Source organism: Thiomonas sp. OC7 (genome assembly GCF_900634595.1).
GTDB classification, from domain to species: Bacteria; Pseudomonadota; Gammaproteobacteria; order Burkholderiales; family Burkholderiaceae_C; genus Thiomonas; species Thiomonas arsenitoxydans.
Map to the genome: position 1 here is coordinate 2,749,886 of NZ_LR131953.1, position 14,464 is coordinate 2,764,349.

Consider the following 14,464-nt stretch of genomic DNA (forward strand, 5'->3'; position numbering starts at 1 on the left):
GGCTCGCGCAAACCAAACGGTATGGCTCGCCTCGCCCTCATCACTCCACCGTCACACTCTTGGCCAGATTGCGGGGCTTGTCCACATCGGTGCCGCGGGCGGTTGCGGTGTGATAGGCCAGCAGTTGCAGGGGCACGACGTGGAGGATGGGGGATAGCGCGCCGTAGTGTTCGGGCAGGCGGATGAGGTGTACGCCTTCGCTGGCTTCGATCTGGCCGTCGGCGTCGGCGAAGACGTAGAGCTCGCCGCCGCGGGCGCGCACTTCCTGCAGGTTGCTCTTGAGTTTGTCGAGCAGCGCATCTCGCGGGGCGACGGCGACCACGGGCATGGCTTCGGTCACCAGCGCCAGCGGGCCGTGCTTGAGTTCGCCCGCGGGGTAGGCCTCGGCGTGGATGTAGGTGATCTCCTTGAGCTTGAGCGCGCCTTCGAGGGCGATGGGGTAGTGCATGCCGCGCCCGAGAAACAGGGCGTTTTCGCGGCGGGCGAACTGTTCGGCCCAGGCGATGATCTGCGGCTCCAGCGCCAGCACGCTTTGCACGGCGGCGGGCAGGTGGCGCAGGGAGGTGAGCATGGTGGCTTCAGCCTCGTCGCTCAGGCGGCCTTTGGCGCGGGCCAGCGCCCCGGCCAGCAGGTAGAGCGCGACAAGCTGGGTGGTGAAGGCCTTGGTCGAGGCTACGCCGATTTCGGCCCCGGCACGGGTGAAGAACTTCATGGCGGTTTCGCGTGCCATGGCGCTGGTGGCGACGTTGACCACGGCCAGGGTGTGGGTGTGGCCGAGTTGCTTGGCGTGTTTGAGCGCGGCCAGGGTGTCGGCGGTTTCGCCCGACTGGGAAATGACGACGACCAGCGCGCTCGGGTCGGGTACCGAGTCGCGGTAGCGGTATTCGCTGGCGACCTCCACCTCGACGGGCACGCGGGCGATGGACTCGATCCAGTACTTGGCGGTGAGCCCGGCGTAGAAGCTGGTGCCGCAGGCCAGAATGCGCACGCCGCTGATGGCGGGGAACACGCTCTCGGCCTGCGGGCCGAACAGTGCGGGGGTGATGGCCTGGATGCCGTCGAGCGTGTCGGCGATGGCGCGCGGCTGCTCGAAAATTTCTTTCTGCATGAAGTGGCGGTAAGGGCCAAGCTCCACGGCGGCGGTGTAGGCGGTGATGGTGCGTACTTCGCGTTCGACGGGCTTGTGGGCGCGGTCGACGATCCACACCTTGCCCAGTTGCAGGTCGGCCACATCGCCGTCTTCGAGGAAGATGAATTGGTCGGTGGTGCCGGCCAGCGCCAGCGCGTCGGAGGCGAGGAAGTTTTCGTTCTGACCCAGGCCAACGACCAGCGGCGAACCGTCGCGCGCGCCGATGATGCGGTGCGGCTCCTCGCGGCTGAATACCGCAATCGCATACGCGCCGTGCAGTTGCTGGGTAGCGGCCTGCACCGCCTCGAACAGATCGCCGGCGTAGAGGTGATCGATCAGGTGGGCGATGACTTCGGTGTCGGTCTGGCTCTCGAACTGGTAGCCGTCTGACTTCAGCATGGCGCGCAGCGCCTCGTAGTTTTCGATGATGCCGTTGTGCACCACGGCGATGTGCGCCGACTCCGCCGTCTTGTTCGGCCCGGCTGAGAAATGCGGGTGCGCGTTGCGGGTGGTGGGCGCGCCGTGGGTGGCCCAGCGGGTGTGGGCGATGCCGGTGAAGGCTTGCAGGTCGTGCGTTTGCGCGTCGAGCTCGGCCACGCGCGACACGCTGCGGGCGCGCTGCAACCGGCCGTCGGCATAGACGGCGATGCCGCAGGAGTCATAGCCGCGATATTCCAGGCGGCGCAGGCCCTCGATCAACACCGGAACGATATTGCGTTGCGCCACGGCGCCGACGATTCCACACATGAACAGACTCCCTAGGGTTGCGTTGGCTGCCATGATAGGCAGGCGCCTGTGAAATGAGTCGGCAATATTTCACGAAAAATGATTGCAGATTCCACCGTGATTAGTGCATGGAATAAAATTGCAAAAATGACTAGAAAATGGAATGAAATGGAGTCAATAGAACTCGACGAAGCCGACCGGCGCTTGCTGGATGTGCTGCAGCAGGATTGCGCGCTGAGCAACCAAGAGTTGGCGCAGCGCGCCCACCTCACCCCGCCCACCTGTCTGCGCCGGGTGCGGCGGCTGGTGGAGGCGGGGGTGATCGAGCGGCGCATCGCGGTGCTCAACCCCGAACGGGTGGGGGCGGGGCTGACCGTGATTGTCGAGATCACCCTGGCCGAGCAGGCGGCCGAGCGCATGGCGGCATTCGAGGCGCTGGTGGCCGACGTGCCCGAGGTGCAGCAGTGCTACCGCGTGTCGCCCGGGCCGGACTTCGTGCTGGTGTTGCTGGTCGTGGACATGGCGGCCTATCACGCCCTGGTGCACCGGTTGTTTACCGCAGCGAATCAGGTGCGCAATGTGCGCGCGTTTTTTTCGGTGCACCGCAGCAAGTTCGAGCCGCGCGTGCCTGGGCTTATTTCTTCTTGACCGGGCGGGTCCAGCCGTCGAGGGTGACGGCCTTGGCGCGTGCGACCGTGAGCTTGCCCGCCGGCACGTTTTTGCTCACCGTGGAACCCGCGCCCACCGTCGCGCCCGCACCGATGGTGATGGGCGCGACCAGCACCGAGTTGGAGCCGGTGTGCGCATCGTCTTCAATCACGGTGCGGTGTTTGTTGGCGCCGTCGTAGTTGGCCACGATGGTGCCCGCGCCGATATTGACCCGCGAGCCCACCGTGGCGTCACCCACATAGCTCAAGTGGTTGGCCTTGGAGCCCGGGCCCAGTGTGCCGTTTTTCACTTCGACGAAGTTGCCGATGTGCACGCCGTCGGCCAGGGCGGTCGCGGGCCGCAGCCGGGCGAAGGGGCCGATGCTCGCGCCCGCGCCGATGCTCGCGCCGTCGAGATGGCAGAAGGGATGCACCACCGTGCCCGCGCCCACGCGCACATCGCGCAGCACGGCGTAGGGCCCCACGCGGGCGCCGTCGGCCAGATGCACTTCGCCTTCGAACACGCAGCCCACGTCGATGAACACATCGCGGCCACAGTGCAGCGCGCCGCGCACGTCGATGCGGCTCGGGTCGGCCAGGGTGACGCCCGCGTCGAGCAGGCGGCTCGCAGTGCGCAGTTGCACCACGCGCTCCAGATGCGCGAGCTGGCTGCGGTCGTTCACGCCGAGCACGTCGTCCGCGTCGGCCACGGTGGAGGCGCGCACCGGCAAACTGTCGGCCACGGCCAGGGCCACCACGTCGGTGAGGTAATACTCGCCCTGCGCGTTGTCGTTGCGCAACTGGCCCAGCCAGCGGCGCAGGGCGGGCAGGGGCGCGCACAGAATGCCGGTGTTGCATTCGCGCACCGCGCGCTGCGTCGGCGTGGCGTCTTTGTGTTCGACGATACCCTGCACCGCGCCGTCGGCGTTGCGCAGAATGCGGCCATAACCAGTCGGGTCGTCCAGCTCGACGGTGAGCAGGGCGAGCGCGCCCGTCTGCGCCTGCGCCACCAGCGGCGCCAGACTGGCGGCGGGCGCCAACGGCACGTCGCCATAGAGCACCAGGCACACGCCGTCACCCGGCAGGTCCGGCAGGGCTTGCTGCACCGCATGGCCGGTGCCGAGCTGCGGCTCCTGCAGCGCAAAGCGCAGGTGCGCCTGATGGGCAAAGGCCTCTTGCACCCGCTGCGCGCCGAAACCGGTGACCACCACCACGCGCTCGGCCGACAGGTGATGCACGGTATCGAGCACATGGCCGAGCAGCGGTTTGCCCGCCAGCGGCTGCAGCACTTTGGGAGCGTCGGAGCGCATGCGCGTGCCCTTGCCTGCGGCAAGGACGACGACGGAAAGGGCGGAGGAGGGGGCTTGGGCGATCATCATGCCGCGCATTCTAAGGAGCGCCGGTGACGCTGCTGCGCCATTTGCCGCATGAAAAACCCCGCATCAGCGGGGTCGGTAAAACGTAAAAATGATCAGGCTGTGGCGGTGCGCACCACCGTCTTGGGCACTTCGGTCACGATGCGCTGCATAAGGAATTTGGGCAGGCCGATCCACATATCGAACAGGGCCACGCCCATCTCCATCATGGCGATCGGGCACGAGAGCGCACCGCCGATGAGCACGAACCAGGCGAAGTCGGGGTTCTGCTTGGTGAGGAACCAGCCGGAAAAATCGAGCAGCATGGCGATGAACGGCGTGATGACCGAAATGGCCTTGATCTGGCTGTGCACCCTTGTTTGCAAAAACAGCCAGCCGGCCACCCAGAAAATCAGCCCCAGCATGGTCAGGTGCACCATGCCGGTCATCAGCATCGAGTTGTACGACATGCCGGTGTCGACCTTGGCCACCGCGTTCACGTCTTCATACGAAGCCAGCGGCGGGTTGTGCAGTTGTTTGCTCATGGCCACGCTGTGGCACATCAGGCAGTGTTGCGCGAGGATGGGCTTGATCTCGGTCTCGTAGCCGGCCTTGGTCTGCCCGCCGACCACCCAGGTGTCGATGGTCTTCTGCAGTTGCGGCCACTGCTCTTTCGGCACGCCCGCGTTGGTGAGCATGGTGGGCAGCACGGTTTGCAGCTTGCTGCTGTCGCGGTTGCCGTAGTACGAAATCTGGATGTCCTTGAGGGTCACCCCAGTCTTGCCGTCCAGACCGGCGTGGGTGACGTAGAGATAGGCTTCGGCACAGAGCAAGCCGATGCAGACCAGAAAAATGAAGCCGGTATGCAGCAGTTTTTCCGGCACGGTGAGCAGATGAAGGGAACGCATAGGTAAGGCTTTCTCGCAAGGTGTCAGCGGTTGTGAACGCGTCTGTGTTTTAACTTTTGTCAAAAATGCGGGGTTATCCTAGTGCGTAAAAACCCTTAAGTGCAATGCCTGAGTTGCACGAAGGGACACAGGCAACGTTCTGTTTCTATTGAGATTTACCCCGTGCAGTATGGTGACGAGTTGCGCGCCATTACGCTTTGTCTGCTTTGCCGCTTCATCCGTACGCGTATTCCAGAGGCCTTGCTCTTCATGGCCAGTGCGCGCCGTCCCGCTATTCTTGTTCCCTATGCATGCTCGTTACCGCCCCGCTGCGATTTGGCGACTCACACGAAAAGAACTTCGCAGATCGTGGCTGAATTACGGCGTGCTCTGGGTGGGGGCGATCCTGGTGGGGTTGGCAGCGGTGCAGTTCGCCAATTGGACCAACGATGTGCTGGCGATTTTTCTCGGCTGGATCGACGGCCGGGCGTGGCTGGCCCTGCTCATCACCCCGGCGTTGACCGGCGGCGCGGTATGGATGACCCGCAAATGGTTCAGCGGCAGTGAGGGCAGCGGCATTCCGCAGGTGATTGCGGCGCTGCATGGCCAGCCAGACCCCACCCGCATCCGCCGCCTGTTCGGTCTGCGCATCTTGATCGGCAAGATCGGTCTCGGGCTGCTGGGCATGCTGGGCGGCCTGACGCTGGGCCGCGAGGGGCCGACGGTGCATATCGGCGCGTCCATCATGTACGAGATGCGGCGGTTCTATCCCCGTGTGTCGCTGCGCATGGAGCGCCTGTTGCTACTCGCGGGCTCGGCGGCGGGTCTGTCGGGTGCGTTCAACACCCCGCTGGCCGGGATTTTGTTTGCCATCGAGGAGCTCACCCGCAGCTTCGAGGTGCGAACCAACGGCGTGCTCATCACCAGCATCGTGTTCTCCGGCCTGGTCTCTTTGGCGCTGGCGGGCAACTATCTGTATTTCGGCCAGATCACCGCGCCGGACATTTTTCCGCTGGCCTTCGTCTTGCCGGTGGTCATCGCCGCGGTGGTCTGCGGTCTGGCCGGGGCGGCGTTCAATCTGGCCTTGCTCAAACAGGTGCGCTGGATTCCTGCGAAGGTGCTTGCTTGGCGCGAGCGCTCGCCGCTGGCGTGGGGCGCGGGGCTGGGCCTGCTAGTGTAGTGTTTGATTCTTGAGTGAACTTAATTGAGTTGCTTGTCTCCAATGTTTTACTACGGTTTGCATTGGAGAGAGCAAGTGCGCGTTGCCCCGGCGATTGAATTGACCACCGAGCAGGAAAGCGAGCTGACGCGGCTGGCGCGTTCCAAGCGCACCAGCGTGCGACTGGCGCAGCGCGCGCGCATCGTGCTGCTGGCCGCCAAGGGCGTTCAGAACAAGGAGATCGCCGAGCAGCTTGGTATCGGTCGCGTGCAGGTCGCGCGCTGGCGCGAGCGCTATCTGCAAGCGGGGCTGCAAGGCATCGAGCGCGACCTGCCACGTGGCGCGCCGCCGGTCAAGGTGGACGCAGCCAAGCTGGTGGAGCTGACCACGCAAAGCACGCCCGAGACCGCCACGCACTGGAGCACACGCAAGATGGGTGAGGTTCTGGGCGTCAGTGCGAGCACTGTCATGCGGCATTGGCAGGCGCACGGTCTGAAGCCTCATATCGTGCGTGGCTTCAAGGTCTCGCGCGATCCGAAATTCGTCGAGAAGCTCGAAGACATCGTGGGGCTGTACATGTCCCCGCCCGAGCATGCGCTGGTGCTGTGCTGTGACGAGAAGAGCCAGGTCCAGGCGCTGGACCGCACGCAGCCGGGCTTGCCCATGAAGAGGGGCCGTGCGGCCACCATGACGCACGACTACAAGCGCAATGGCACGACCACGCTGTTTGCCGCACTCAACGTGCTTGACGGCCAGGTCATCGGCCAGTGCCAGCAGCACCATACCCACGTTGAATGGTTGAAGTTCTTGCGCCAGATCGACCGCGAGACGCCCAAGGACAAGACGCTGCATCTGATCGCCGACAACTACGCCACACACAAGCACCCGGCTGTGCAGGAGTGGCTGGCCAAGCACCCCAGGTTCAACATGCACTTCACGCCCACCTCTGCGTCGTGGCTGAACATGGTCGAGAGATTCTTCCGCGACATCACCACCGAGCGGCTGCGCCGCGGGGTGTTCACCAGCGTGCCCGAACTCGTGGCTGCCATCGACGAATACGTCGCACATCACAACGTCAACCCCAAGCCGTTCATCTGGACCAAGAGCGCTCGCGACATCCTGCAGAAGGTCATTCGCGCGAATAGACGCTTAAGTTCCAAACAGAATGGAACACTACACTAGTGGCCATCATCGGCATCGCCTCGGCCGGGCAGACCTGGGGCAGCGGCTACGAGCAGGCGCGGCATTTGCTGATGAATCACGGCGAGCAGGTGAGCTGGTATTACCCGCTGGTGAAGTGGCTCACCATGGTGCTGTCCTACATCACCGGTCTGCCCGGCGGGCTGTTCTCGCCTTCGCTGTCGATCGGCGCGGGGTTCGGGCAGTGGGTCAGCCAGTGGTTCGGGCAGTATCCGCAGTCGGCCTTGGTGGCCATTTGCATGGTGGGTTATCTTGCAGCGGTGACGCAGTCGCCGCTGACTTCGTTTGTTATCGTGATGGAAATGATCAACGGCGGCGGGCTGGTGATTCCGCTCATGGCCACGGCGCTGATCAGTAGCCGGGTGGCGAATTTGTTCACCCCGCCGCTGTATGAAGCGCTGGCCGAGCAGAAGTACTTTGCGCCCTTGGGGGATGCGTCGCAGCGCAAGGCGCAGCCCGAGGCGCAAGCCGCCGAGACGGTTGCCGTGACGGTGGATGAAAAGCCGCGTTGATGACGCGCTGATCCCGGCTTTGAACCGGGTTTAATGGGTAGAGAGGAGTGCCCCCAGACCTGCCGCGAAGCGTCAGGCCCCCCGAGGGGGGATGAGAAAACTTGGGGCGGCCCGGCGTTTTCTCATGAGCCCTCATGTTTGAACTACGACGACAAGGAGACTTCCCATGGCAACACATCCTGCAACGCCCGCAGCCCCGCCAGCCGAAGCGGTCTATCGCCGCATCGGCTGGCGCATCATTCCCTTCCTGATCTTGTGCTATTTCGTCGCCTATCTCGACCGGGTGAACATTGGCTTCGCCCAGTTGCAGATGAAGGGCGACCTCGGGTTTTCCGATGCGGTGTACGGGCTCGGCGCGGGCATCTTTTTTCTCGGCTATTTTTTGTTCGAGGTGCCGAGCAACCTCATTCTTCACCGGGTTGGCGCGCGGGTGTGGATCGCCCGCATCATGATCACCTGGGGGCTGATTTCCGCGCTCACGCTGTTCGTCACCACGCCGACGCAGTTCTATGTGATGCGGTTTCTGCTCGGCGTGGCCGAGGCCGGGTTCTTTCCGGGCATCATCCTCTATCTCACTTATTGGTATCCGGCGGCGCGGCGCAGCCAGATGACCGCCTGGTTCATGAGCGCGGTGCCGCTGTCCGGCTTGATCGGCGGGCCGGTGTCGGGCTGGATCTTGCACCACTTCCACGGCCATCACGGCTGGGCCGGGTGGCAGTGGTTGTTCGTGCTCGAAGGCCTGCCGGCCGTGGTGCTGGGCATCGTCACCCTGTTCTATCTCGACAATGGCATCAAGCATGCCAAGTGGCTGAACGCGGACGAGAAAAACGCGCTGCAGTACGCGCTCGACCAGGAGGCGCAGACCAAGCCGGCGCACACGGCGCTGCAGGGCATGGCCGATCCGCGCGTGTGGCTGATGGCGCTGATCTACTTCTCCGTGGTCATCGGCCTGTACGGCCTGAGCTTCTGGCTGCCGCTGCTGATCAAGTCCACCGGCGTGACCGATCCGCTGACCATCGGCTGGCTTGTCGCGCTGCCTTACGGCGTGTCGGTGGTGGCGATGATTCTGGTGGGCCGCAGCTCGGACAAACGCCATGAGCGCCGCTGGCACGTGGCCATTCCCGCGCTGATCGGCGCCGTGGGCCTGGCGCTCTCCACGTTGTGGAGCACCGACACCACGCTGGCGATGGTGGCGCTGACGCTGGCGACCGTGGGCATCATGGTGGTGCTGCCGCTGTTCTGGGCGCTGCCCAACGCCTTCCTCGCGGGCACCGCGGCGGCGGCAGGCATTGCGCTGATCAACGCGCTGGGCAATCTGGCCGGGTTCTTCGGCCCGTCCATCATCGGTTGGGTGAAGCAGACCACGCAGAGCACCAACGGCGGCATTCTGGTGCTCGCCGCCTTCATGGTGCTGTGCGCCGTGCTGGTACTGCTCACGCCGAAACCGCAAAAATAAAAAAGCGCGCGCGAACCAGTCAGATTCGCGCGCGCCTTGCTGCAGCTCTCGGCCGCAAGACGGTCAGAGTTCGACTTGCAGCCGGGTGGTGTTCTTCACCTCGTCGATCACGGCGAACGAGCGGGTTTCACGCACGCCGGGCAGGTTGGCGATAACGTTGGCGACAAACGTCTTGTAGGCCGCCATATCGGCCACGCGCACCTTGAGCAGATAGTCGAAATTGCCGGCCACCATATGGCATTCGAGAATTTCCGGGCGCACCTTGATGGCGGACTGGAATTTCTCGAAGCTGTCGGCCACCGAGCGGTCTAGCTGCACTTCGACGAACACCATCAGCCCCGCGCCGAGCAGGTTGGGGTTGAGCCGACCTTCGTAGCCGAGAATGAAGCCGTCACGCGTGAGCCGCTTGACGCGCTCCAGCACGGCGGTGGGCGAAAGATTGACCAGTTGGGCCAGACGCAGATTGGCAATGCGGCCATCTTCCTGCAGCAGATCGAGCAGGCGACGGTCGATGCGGTCGATGCCGCCAATTTTTTCAGACATGGCGAGCCTCCGCGGTGGGGGTGGGAGACTGCAAGCAGGGCAGTAGAGAGTTCATCATGGCCTCGGTGTGAACGGTTGTATTAGTAGAGGTTTGAAATTTAGCGCATCAGTGTCATGCGAGTCGAAGTCTAGCGACAATTGCCTGACAATCAATCCGGTTTATATAGGGCAGCACCCGTAAACAGTGCTTCATTGCCGGGGAATCGGTGCCATTTCCGGATTGACGCGCAACTTGATTTTATACACCGCTAATACGAACTGTTCACTGGCCCCCGAGCCGTCAGGTTGACGGGTTTGGCCCGGGGCTCATGAGAAAACGCCGGGCCGCCCCAAGTTTTCTCATCCCCCTCGGGGGGCCTGACGCGAACGCGGCAGGTCTGGGGGCGCTCAAAACATTCACGGTTTGAGATAGTTATGCGCCACCCGTCCCAGACCCAGGGTGAGGTCGGTGATGATGTGAACACCCGAAACCACTTCGAGCACCGGCAGCGATGCCACCGGGGCCAGCGCGTGGGCGTGCAGCTCCAGCGCGGCGGGGCCTTCCCAGGCGCCTTTCACCACCATGTCCTCCAGGTCGTACCGCACCAGTTCGCAGATGCGCGGGGTGCAGTCCACATCGGGAATGATTTTGAGCAGGAAGTTGGGCTGCTGCAGCGAGGCCAGCACTTTGGCGGTGTCGAGCGCGCGGTGTTTGTAGCCCATGGTGCCAGTGGCAATGCGCACTGGGCCGTAGTCGAGCGTGCCCAGCAGGGTGTCGGCGACCACGCTGAGATGCGGCTTGGCGAGCTTTTTCGGAAAGCCCCAGATCTCGCGTCCGCCGGCAATCGGCGCTTCGTCGTCGAGATACATCGCAATCTGATAGGTGGCTGGCTTGCCCTTGTAGAGCACGGGTACGACCTGGCCGGATTCGGTGTACGCGCCAAAACCAGTGGAGTCGGGCATGTGGATGAACTCGAACTTCACCAGATCGCCCGCGGGCTCCAGCGGCTCGGGAATCATGGCGCGCAGCACCTTGGGATCGGTGCGGTAGGCCACCACGAAAAACTCGCGGTCGATGAAACGATAAGGGCCGGGCGGGTAGGCGGGGCTGGTGAGGGGCATGGAAAAGGCGGATTTGGCAACGTCGGCGGCTTTCATGAGGTGTCCTTTGGTCAGGGCTGCGGGATGTCGTTCTGAAATTGGGCGCGCCCGATCTCACCGGGCCCGTCTTACTGTCAGTGTGAAGGCGGGATCATCGGTTCCGTGCAAGGCGGTTTGCTTCAGCCTCGGTTCAGTTGCCCGCATAATGAACCTCATAAGCTGAAACCACCACCTCATGTCCAGACTCTTGATTGCATTGATCTTTGCGGCCACGGCGCTTGCCGGTTGCGGTGTCGTGGCCGCGCCCTGCCGCATCGCATCGGCGGGCCTGAAAATGGTGCCCGTGGTCGGCCATGTGGCCGCTGCGCCGACCGATGTCTGCGCCGACGTGATCGACCCCTGACGGAGGTGTCATGCCCTCATTGATTGCCGCGCTCGATCAGGGTACGTCCAGCTCGCGCACCCTCATCGTCGATCTGCAGGGCCGGGTGCTGGCCAGCGCGCAGCGCGAGTTCACCCAGCACTACCCGCAACCCGGCTGGGTGGAACATGACCCGCTCGACATCTGGGCCACGCAAAGCGCCACCCTCACCGAAGCCCTGGCCCGTGCCGGAGCGAAGCTGAGCGATCTCGCCGCCATTGGCATCACCAACCAGCGCGAAACCGTGGTGCTGTGGGAGCGCGCCACCGGCAGGCCGCTGGCGAACGCCATCGTTTGGCAAGACCGGCGCACTGCGGGCATCTGCGCCCAGCTCGCGGCTGACGGCCACGCGCCGCTGCTGCAAGAGCGCACCGGCCTGTTGCCCGACGCCTATTTCTCGGCCACCAAGCTGGCTTGGCTGCTCGATCACATTCCCGGCGCCCGCGCCCGCGCTGAACGTGGCGAGTTGGCCGCAGGCACCATCGACAGCTGGCTGGTATGGAACCTGAGCGGCGGCGCGACCCACCTCACCGATGTCAGCAATGCCAGCCGCACCCTGCTGTGCAATCTCCACACCGGCGACTGGGACGACGAGTTGCTGGCGCTGCTGCGCGTGCCCCGCGCCGTGCTGCCCGCCATCGTGCCCAACTGCGGCGCGCTGGCCATGGCACGTCTGGGCGGTTTGGACATTCCCATCACCGGCATGGCCGGCGACCAGCAGGCCGCGCTGCTCGGTCAGGCCTGCCTGCAGCCCGGCATGGCGAAAAACACCTACGGCACCGGTTGCTTCGCACTGCAGCACACCGGCACGCAGGCGGTGCGCTCGCAGCAGCGCCTGCTGACCACCATCGCCTGGAAGCTCGGCGCCGATCAGCCCTTGCATTACGCCCTGGAAGGCGGCGTGTTCATCGCCGGGGCCGCGGTGCAATGGTTGCGCGACGGCCTCGGCTTGGTGCACAGCGCGCAAGAAGCGCAGCAACTCGCCGACAGTGTGCCGGACAGCGGCGGCGTGCTGCTCGTGCCCGCCTTCACTGGCCTGGGCGCGCCGCACTGGGACGCACAGGCGCGCGGCCTGCTCATCGGCATCACCCGCGGCACCACGGCGGCGCAGGTCGCCCGCGCCACCATCGACAGCATGGCCTATCAAAGCGCCGAGCTGTTCGCCGCCATGCAGGCCGACGTCGCCGCGCAGGGCGGGCCGCCGCTGACCGAACTACGGGTGGATGGCGGCGCGGCGGTGAACGACACGCTGATGCAGTTTCAGGCCGACCTGCTGGGCGTGCCCGTGGTGCGTCCTGTGCAGGCCGAGAGCACGGCGCTGGGCGCGGCCTATCTGGCCGGGCTGGGCGCCGGGCTGTGGCCGAACGCGGCTGCGCTGCACGCGCTATGGCAGGAACAACGCCGATTCACCCCGCAGATGAGCACCGACGAGCGCGAGGCGCGCATGGCTCGCTGGCGCCGCGCCGTGGAGCGCGCCCGCGACTGGGCCGACGACTGATTTTTGCCTGCGGCGCAGATGTTGCGTTTGCTTTCACCTGAAGGGGTGAACCTGGGGAGACAATTTCACCCTAAACAGAGTCGAACCTGCCCGCCACGCGGCGGACGCACAGGAGAACCGCAATGGGTGAATTCAGTATTTGGCATTGGCTGATCGTGCTGCTGATCGTGATCATGATCTTCGGCACCAAGAAGCTCAAAAACATGGGCAGCGATTTGGGCGAGGCCGTGCGCGGCTTCAAGCAAGGCATGAAAGAGACCGACGCCCCGGCGGAAAAAACCGCCGAAACCGACGCTGCGGCAACGGCGTCCACACCGCCGCCCCAGGTCACGGCATCGGCCAAATCGCCACTGGGCACGCGCGCCGAGCAGGCCGAAGACATCGCCTTCAAGGCGAAGTAAAACGTCAGAGGGCGCAAATGAATCCGGCGTGGCTGAGCTGCGCCGAGCCTACCCCCGCGCGCTGCCCGCGACCATGTCGATGAGCATCAGGCGGCATTCGATCGTGCCGTTGAACAGCACGATGCGGCGTCGCGGTTTGAGGCGCAGCGCCTTGTCCCAATGCAGATCGGCGGCCAGTAGCGCCACATGCCAACCGGCGAAACGCTGCTTGAGGGTGCGGGCGAGTTGCGGGGCGAAGTCATCCGCGGCCTCGCCTTCTGGTGCAATGCGCTCGTTGTAAGGCGGGTTGCTGATGAGCCAGGCCGCTTGTCCGGCCGGCAGGGCGGCGGCGTCCACCGGGGGAATGGCCGCGATCGCGTCGCCCGCTTGCGCGGCAATTGCGCCGTCCACCCCGGCGCGGCGGGCGTTGTCCAGCGTCATGCGCACATTCGCCGGGTCGATGTCGGCGGCGAAAAACTGGCCCGGCGTCAGCGGGCGCACCGCTTGCCGGGCCTGCTCGCGCATCGCGTTCCAGGCGTCCATGTCGAAGCCCTGCAGCGCCTCGAAGCCGAAGCTGCGATCGAGCCCCGGCGCGCGGTGGGCCGCCATCTGCGCGGCCTCGATGACCAGCGTGCCCGAGCCGCACAGCGGGTCGAACAGCACGTCGCCCGGCGTCCAGCCCGAGAGCTTGAGCAGGCCGGCGGCCAGGTGCTCTTTCAGCGGCGCCGCGCCGTGCTCGCTGCGCCAGCCGCGCTTGAACAACGGCTCGCCGCTGGTGTCGAGGTAGAGCAGGGCGTCGGCCTCGCGCAGATGCAGGTGGATGCGCACATCCGGGTGCGCGGTGTCCACGTCCGGGCGCTCGCCCGTCAGCGCGCGAAATCGGTCGCAGATGCCGTCTTTCACCCGCAGCGCGGCGAACTTGATGCTCGCAAGCGGGCTGCGCTCGGCGGTCACGTCCACGCGCAGCGCCTGGGTCACGTCGAACCATTTTTCCCAAGCCAGATCGCGGGCCAGGTGATAGATGTCTTCGGCGTCGGCATAGCTGCAACTGCCGCCCAGCAGCAACACCCGGCTGGGCAGGCGGCAGTGCAGGTTCAGCCGCATCGCATCCGTCAGGCTGCCTTGCACGGGCAGGCCACCGGGCGTCGGCATACCCGCTCGCAGGGTGGGGCTGTGCTCGGCTAGCGCCTTCACTTCGTCGGCCAGTGCGGCCTCGACGCCGCGCGGGCAGGGCAGGAAAAAATCGAAGGCGTTGGGCGCCGCTGGCGGCTGTGCGGCCGCGCGGCGCTTTTTGTAGACGGAGGAATAGGGCGATTGCATGCCGCCATCGTATGACCGATGGCAGCAAGACTCCCCCTCCCGGCCTCCCCCACTTCGTGGAGGAGGAGAAAACGGCGCTGCGCGGCGCAAACGATGCCCCTCCCGGCCTCCCCCACTTCGTGGAGGAGGTGATTTCTGCTCCCTCCCCACT

14 protein-coding genes are annotated in these 14,464 nt (G+C 65.0%); 8 read left to right on the forward strand and 6 right to left on the reverse strand.

Annotated features, from left to right (window positions below; translation table 11 throughout):
- Positions 1-40: 40 nt before the first annotated feature.
- Entirely contained in the window at positions 41-1,876 is a 1,836-nt protein-coding gene (gene glmS / locus BIO17B3_RS13210) for a glutamine--fructose-6-phosphate transaminase (isomerizing) (protein ID WP_156054371.1), read from the reverse strand.
- Between the two features lie 147 nt (positions 1,877-2,023).
- On the opposite strand from glmS, the gene BIO17B3_RS13215 reads away from it, so the two are divergent.
- Positions 2,024-2,503 carry an Lrp/AsnC family transcriptional regulator gene (locus BIO17B3_RS13215; RefSeq protein ID WP_156054372.1) on the forward strand — a complete coding sequence of 160 codons (480 nt, stop codon included), beginning with the start codon at positions 2,024-2,026 and terminating at the stop codon, positions 2,501-2,503.
- On the opposite strand, the gene glmU is transcribed toward BIO17B3_RS13215, so the two are convergent.
- Both glmU and BIO17B3_RS13225 read right to left on the reverse strand, forming a co-directional pair.
- Complete coding sequence (gene glmU, locus BIO17B3_RS13220; protein WP_232054291.1) at positions 2,490-3,881, reverse strand: bifunctional UDP-N-acetylglucosamine diphosphorylase/glucosamine-1-phosphate N-acetyltransferase GlmU; 1,392 nt, start codon at positions 3,879-3,881, stop codon at positions 2,490-2,492. The genes BIO17B3_RS13215 and glmU overlap by 14 nt on opposite strands.
- A gap of 92 nt (positions 3,882-3,973) precedes the next feature.
- Positions 3,974-4,765: a hypothetical protein gene (locus tag BIO17B3_RS13225; protein ID WP_156053740.1), complete on the reverse strand. Its 792-nt coding sequence runs from the start codon at positions 4,763-4,765 to the stop codon at positions 3,974-3,976.
- Between the two features lie 286 nt (positions 4,766-5,051).
- On the opposite strand from BIO17B3_RS13225, the gene BIO17B3_RS13230 reads away from it, so the two are divergent.
- From BIO17B3_RS13230 to BIO17B3_RS13245, 4 genes are all read left to right on the forward strand, one after another.
- Positions 5,052-5,924: a chloride channel protein gene (locus BIO17B3_RS13230; protein ID WP_232054226.1), complete on the forward strand. Its 873-nt coding sequence runs from the start codon at positions 5,052-5,054 to the stop codon at positions 5,922-5,924.
- Between the two features lie 75 nt (positions 5,925-5,999).
- Positions 6,000-7,085 (forward strand): IS630 family transposase, encoded by a 1,086-nt coding sequence (locus tag BIO17B3_RS13235; protein ID WP_370512643.1) that lies wholly within the window; start codon positions 6,000-6,002, stop codon positions 7,083-7,085.
- A complete protein-coding gene (locus BIO17B3_RS13240) occupies positions 7,085-7,615 on the forward strand; it encodes a chloride channel protein (RefSeq protein ID WP_370512638.1) in 531 nt (176 codons plus the stop codon). Before BIO17B3_RS13235 ends, BIO17B3_RS13240 begins: the two co-directional genes overlap by 1 nt.
- Positions 7,616-7,781: 166 nt before the next feature.
- A complete protein-coding gene (locus BIO17B3_RS13245) occupies positions 7,782-9,071 on the forward strand; it encodes an MFS transporter (protein ID WP_156054374.1) in 1,290 nt (429 codons plus the stop codon).
- A gap of 63 nt (positions 9,072-9,134) precedes the next feature.
- Here BIO17B3_RS13245 and BIO17B3_RS13250 read toward each other — a convergent pair whose 3' ends face one another.
- The gene (locus BIO17B3_RS13250) at positions 9,135-9,614 is read right to left on the reverse strand and encodes an Lrp/AsnC ligand binding domain-containing protein (RefSeq protein WP_156054375.1); all 480 of its coding nucleotides are present in this window, start codon (positions 9,612-9,614) and stop codon (positions 9,135-9,137) included.
- A 396-nt stretch (positions 9,615-10,010) separates the two neighbouring features.
- Complete coding sequence (locus BIO17B3_RS13255) at positions 10,011-10,751, reverse strand: acetoacetate decarboxylase (protein ID WP_156054376.1); 741 nt, start codon at positions 10,749-10,751, stop codon at positions 10,011-10,013.
- A 178-nt stretch (positions 10,752-10,929) separates the two neighbouring features.
- Between BIO17B3_RS13255 and BIO17B3_RS13260 the strand changes: the two genes are divergently transcribed.
- From BIO17B3_RS13260 to tatA, 3 genes are all read left to right on the forward strand, one after another.
- Complete coding sequence (locus BIO17B3_RS13260; RefSeq protein WP_172979011.1) at positions 10,930-11,097, forward strand: DUF6726 family protein; 168 nt, start codon at positions 10,930-10,932, stop codon at positions 11,095-11,097.
- 10 nt (positions 11,098-11,107) lie between these two features.
- Positions 11,108-12,613, forward strand: a complete 1,506-nt coding sequence (glpK, locus tag BIO17B3_RS13265) for a glycerol kinase GlpK (protein ID WP_156054377.1) — start codon at positions 11,108-11,110, stop codon at positions 12,611-12,613.
- Between the two features lie 122 nt (positions 12,614-12,735).
- Positions 12,736-13,014 carry a Sec-independent protein translocase subunit TatA gene (gene tatA / locus BIO17B3_RS13270; protein ID WP_156054378.1) on the forward strand — a complete coding sequence of 93 codons (279 nt, stop codon included), beginning with the start codon at positions 12,736-12,738 and terminating at the stop codon, positions 13,012-13,014.
- 48 nt (positions 13,015-13,062) lie between these two features.
- On the opposite strand, the gene BIO17B3_RS13275 is transcribed toward tatA, so the two are convergent.
- Positions 13,063-14,313, reverse strand: a complete 1,251-nt coding sequence (locus BIO17B3_RS13275) for a class I SAM-dependent RNA methyltransferase (protein WP_156054379.1) — start codon at positions 14,311-14,313, stop codon at positions 13,063-13,065.
- Positions 14,314-14,464 lie beyond the last annotated feature (151 nt).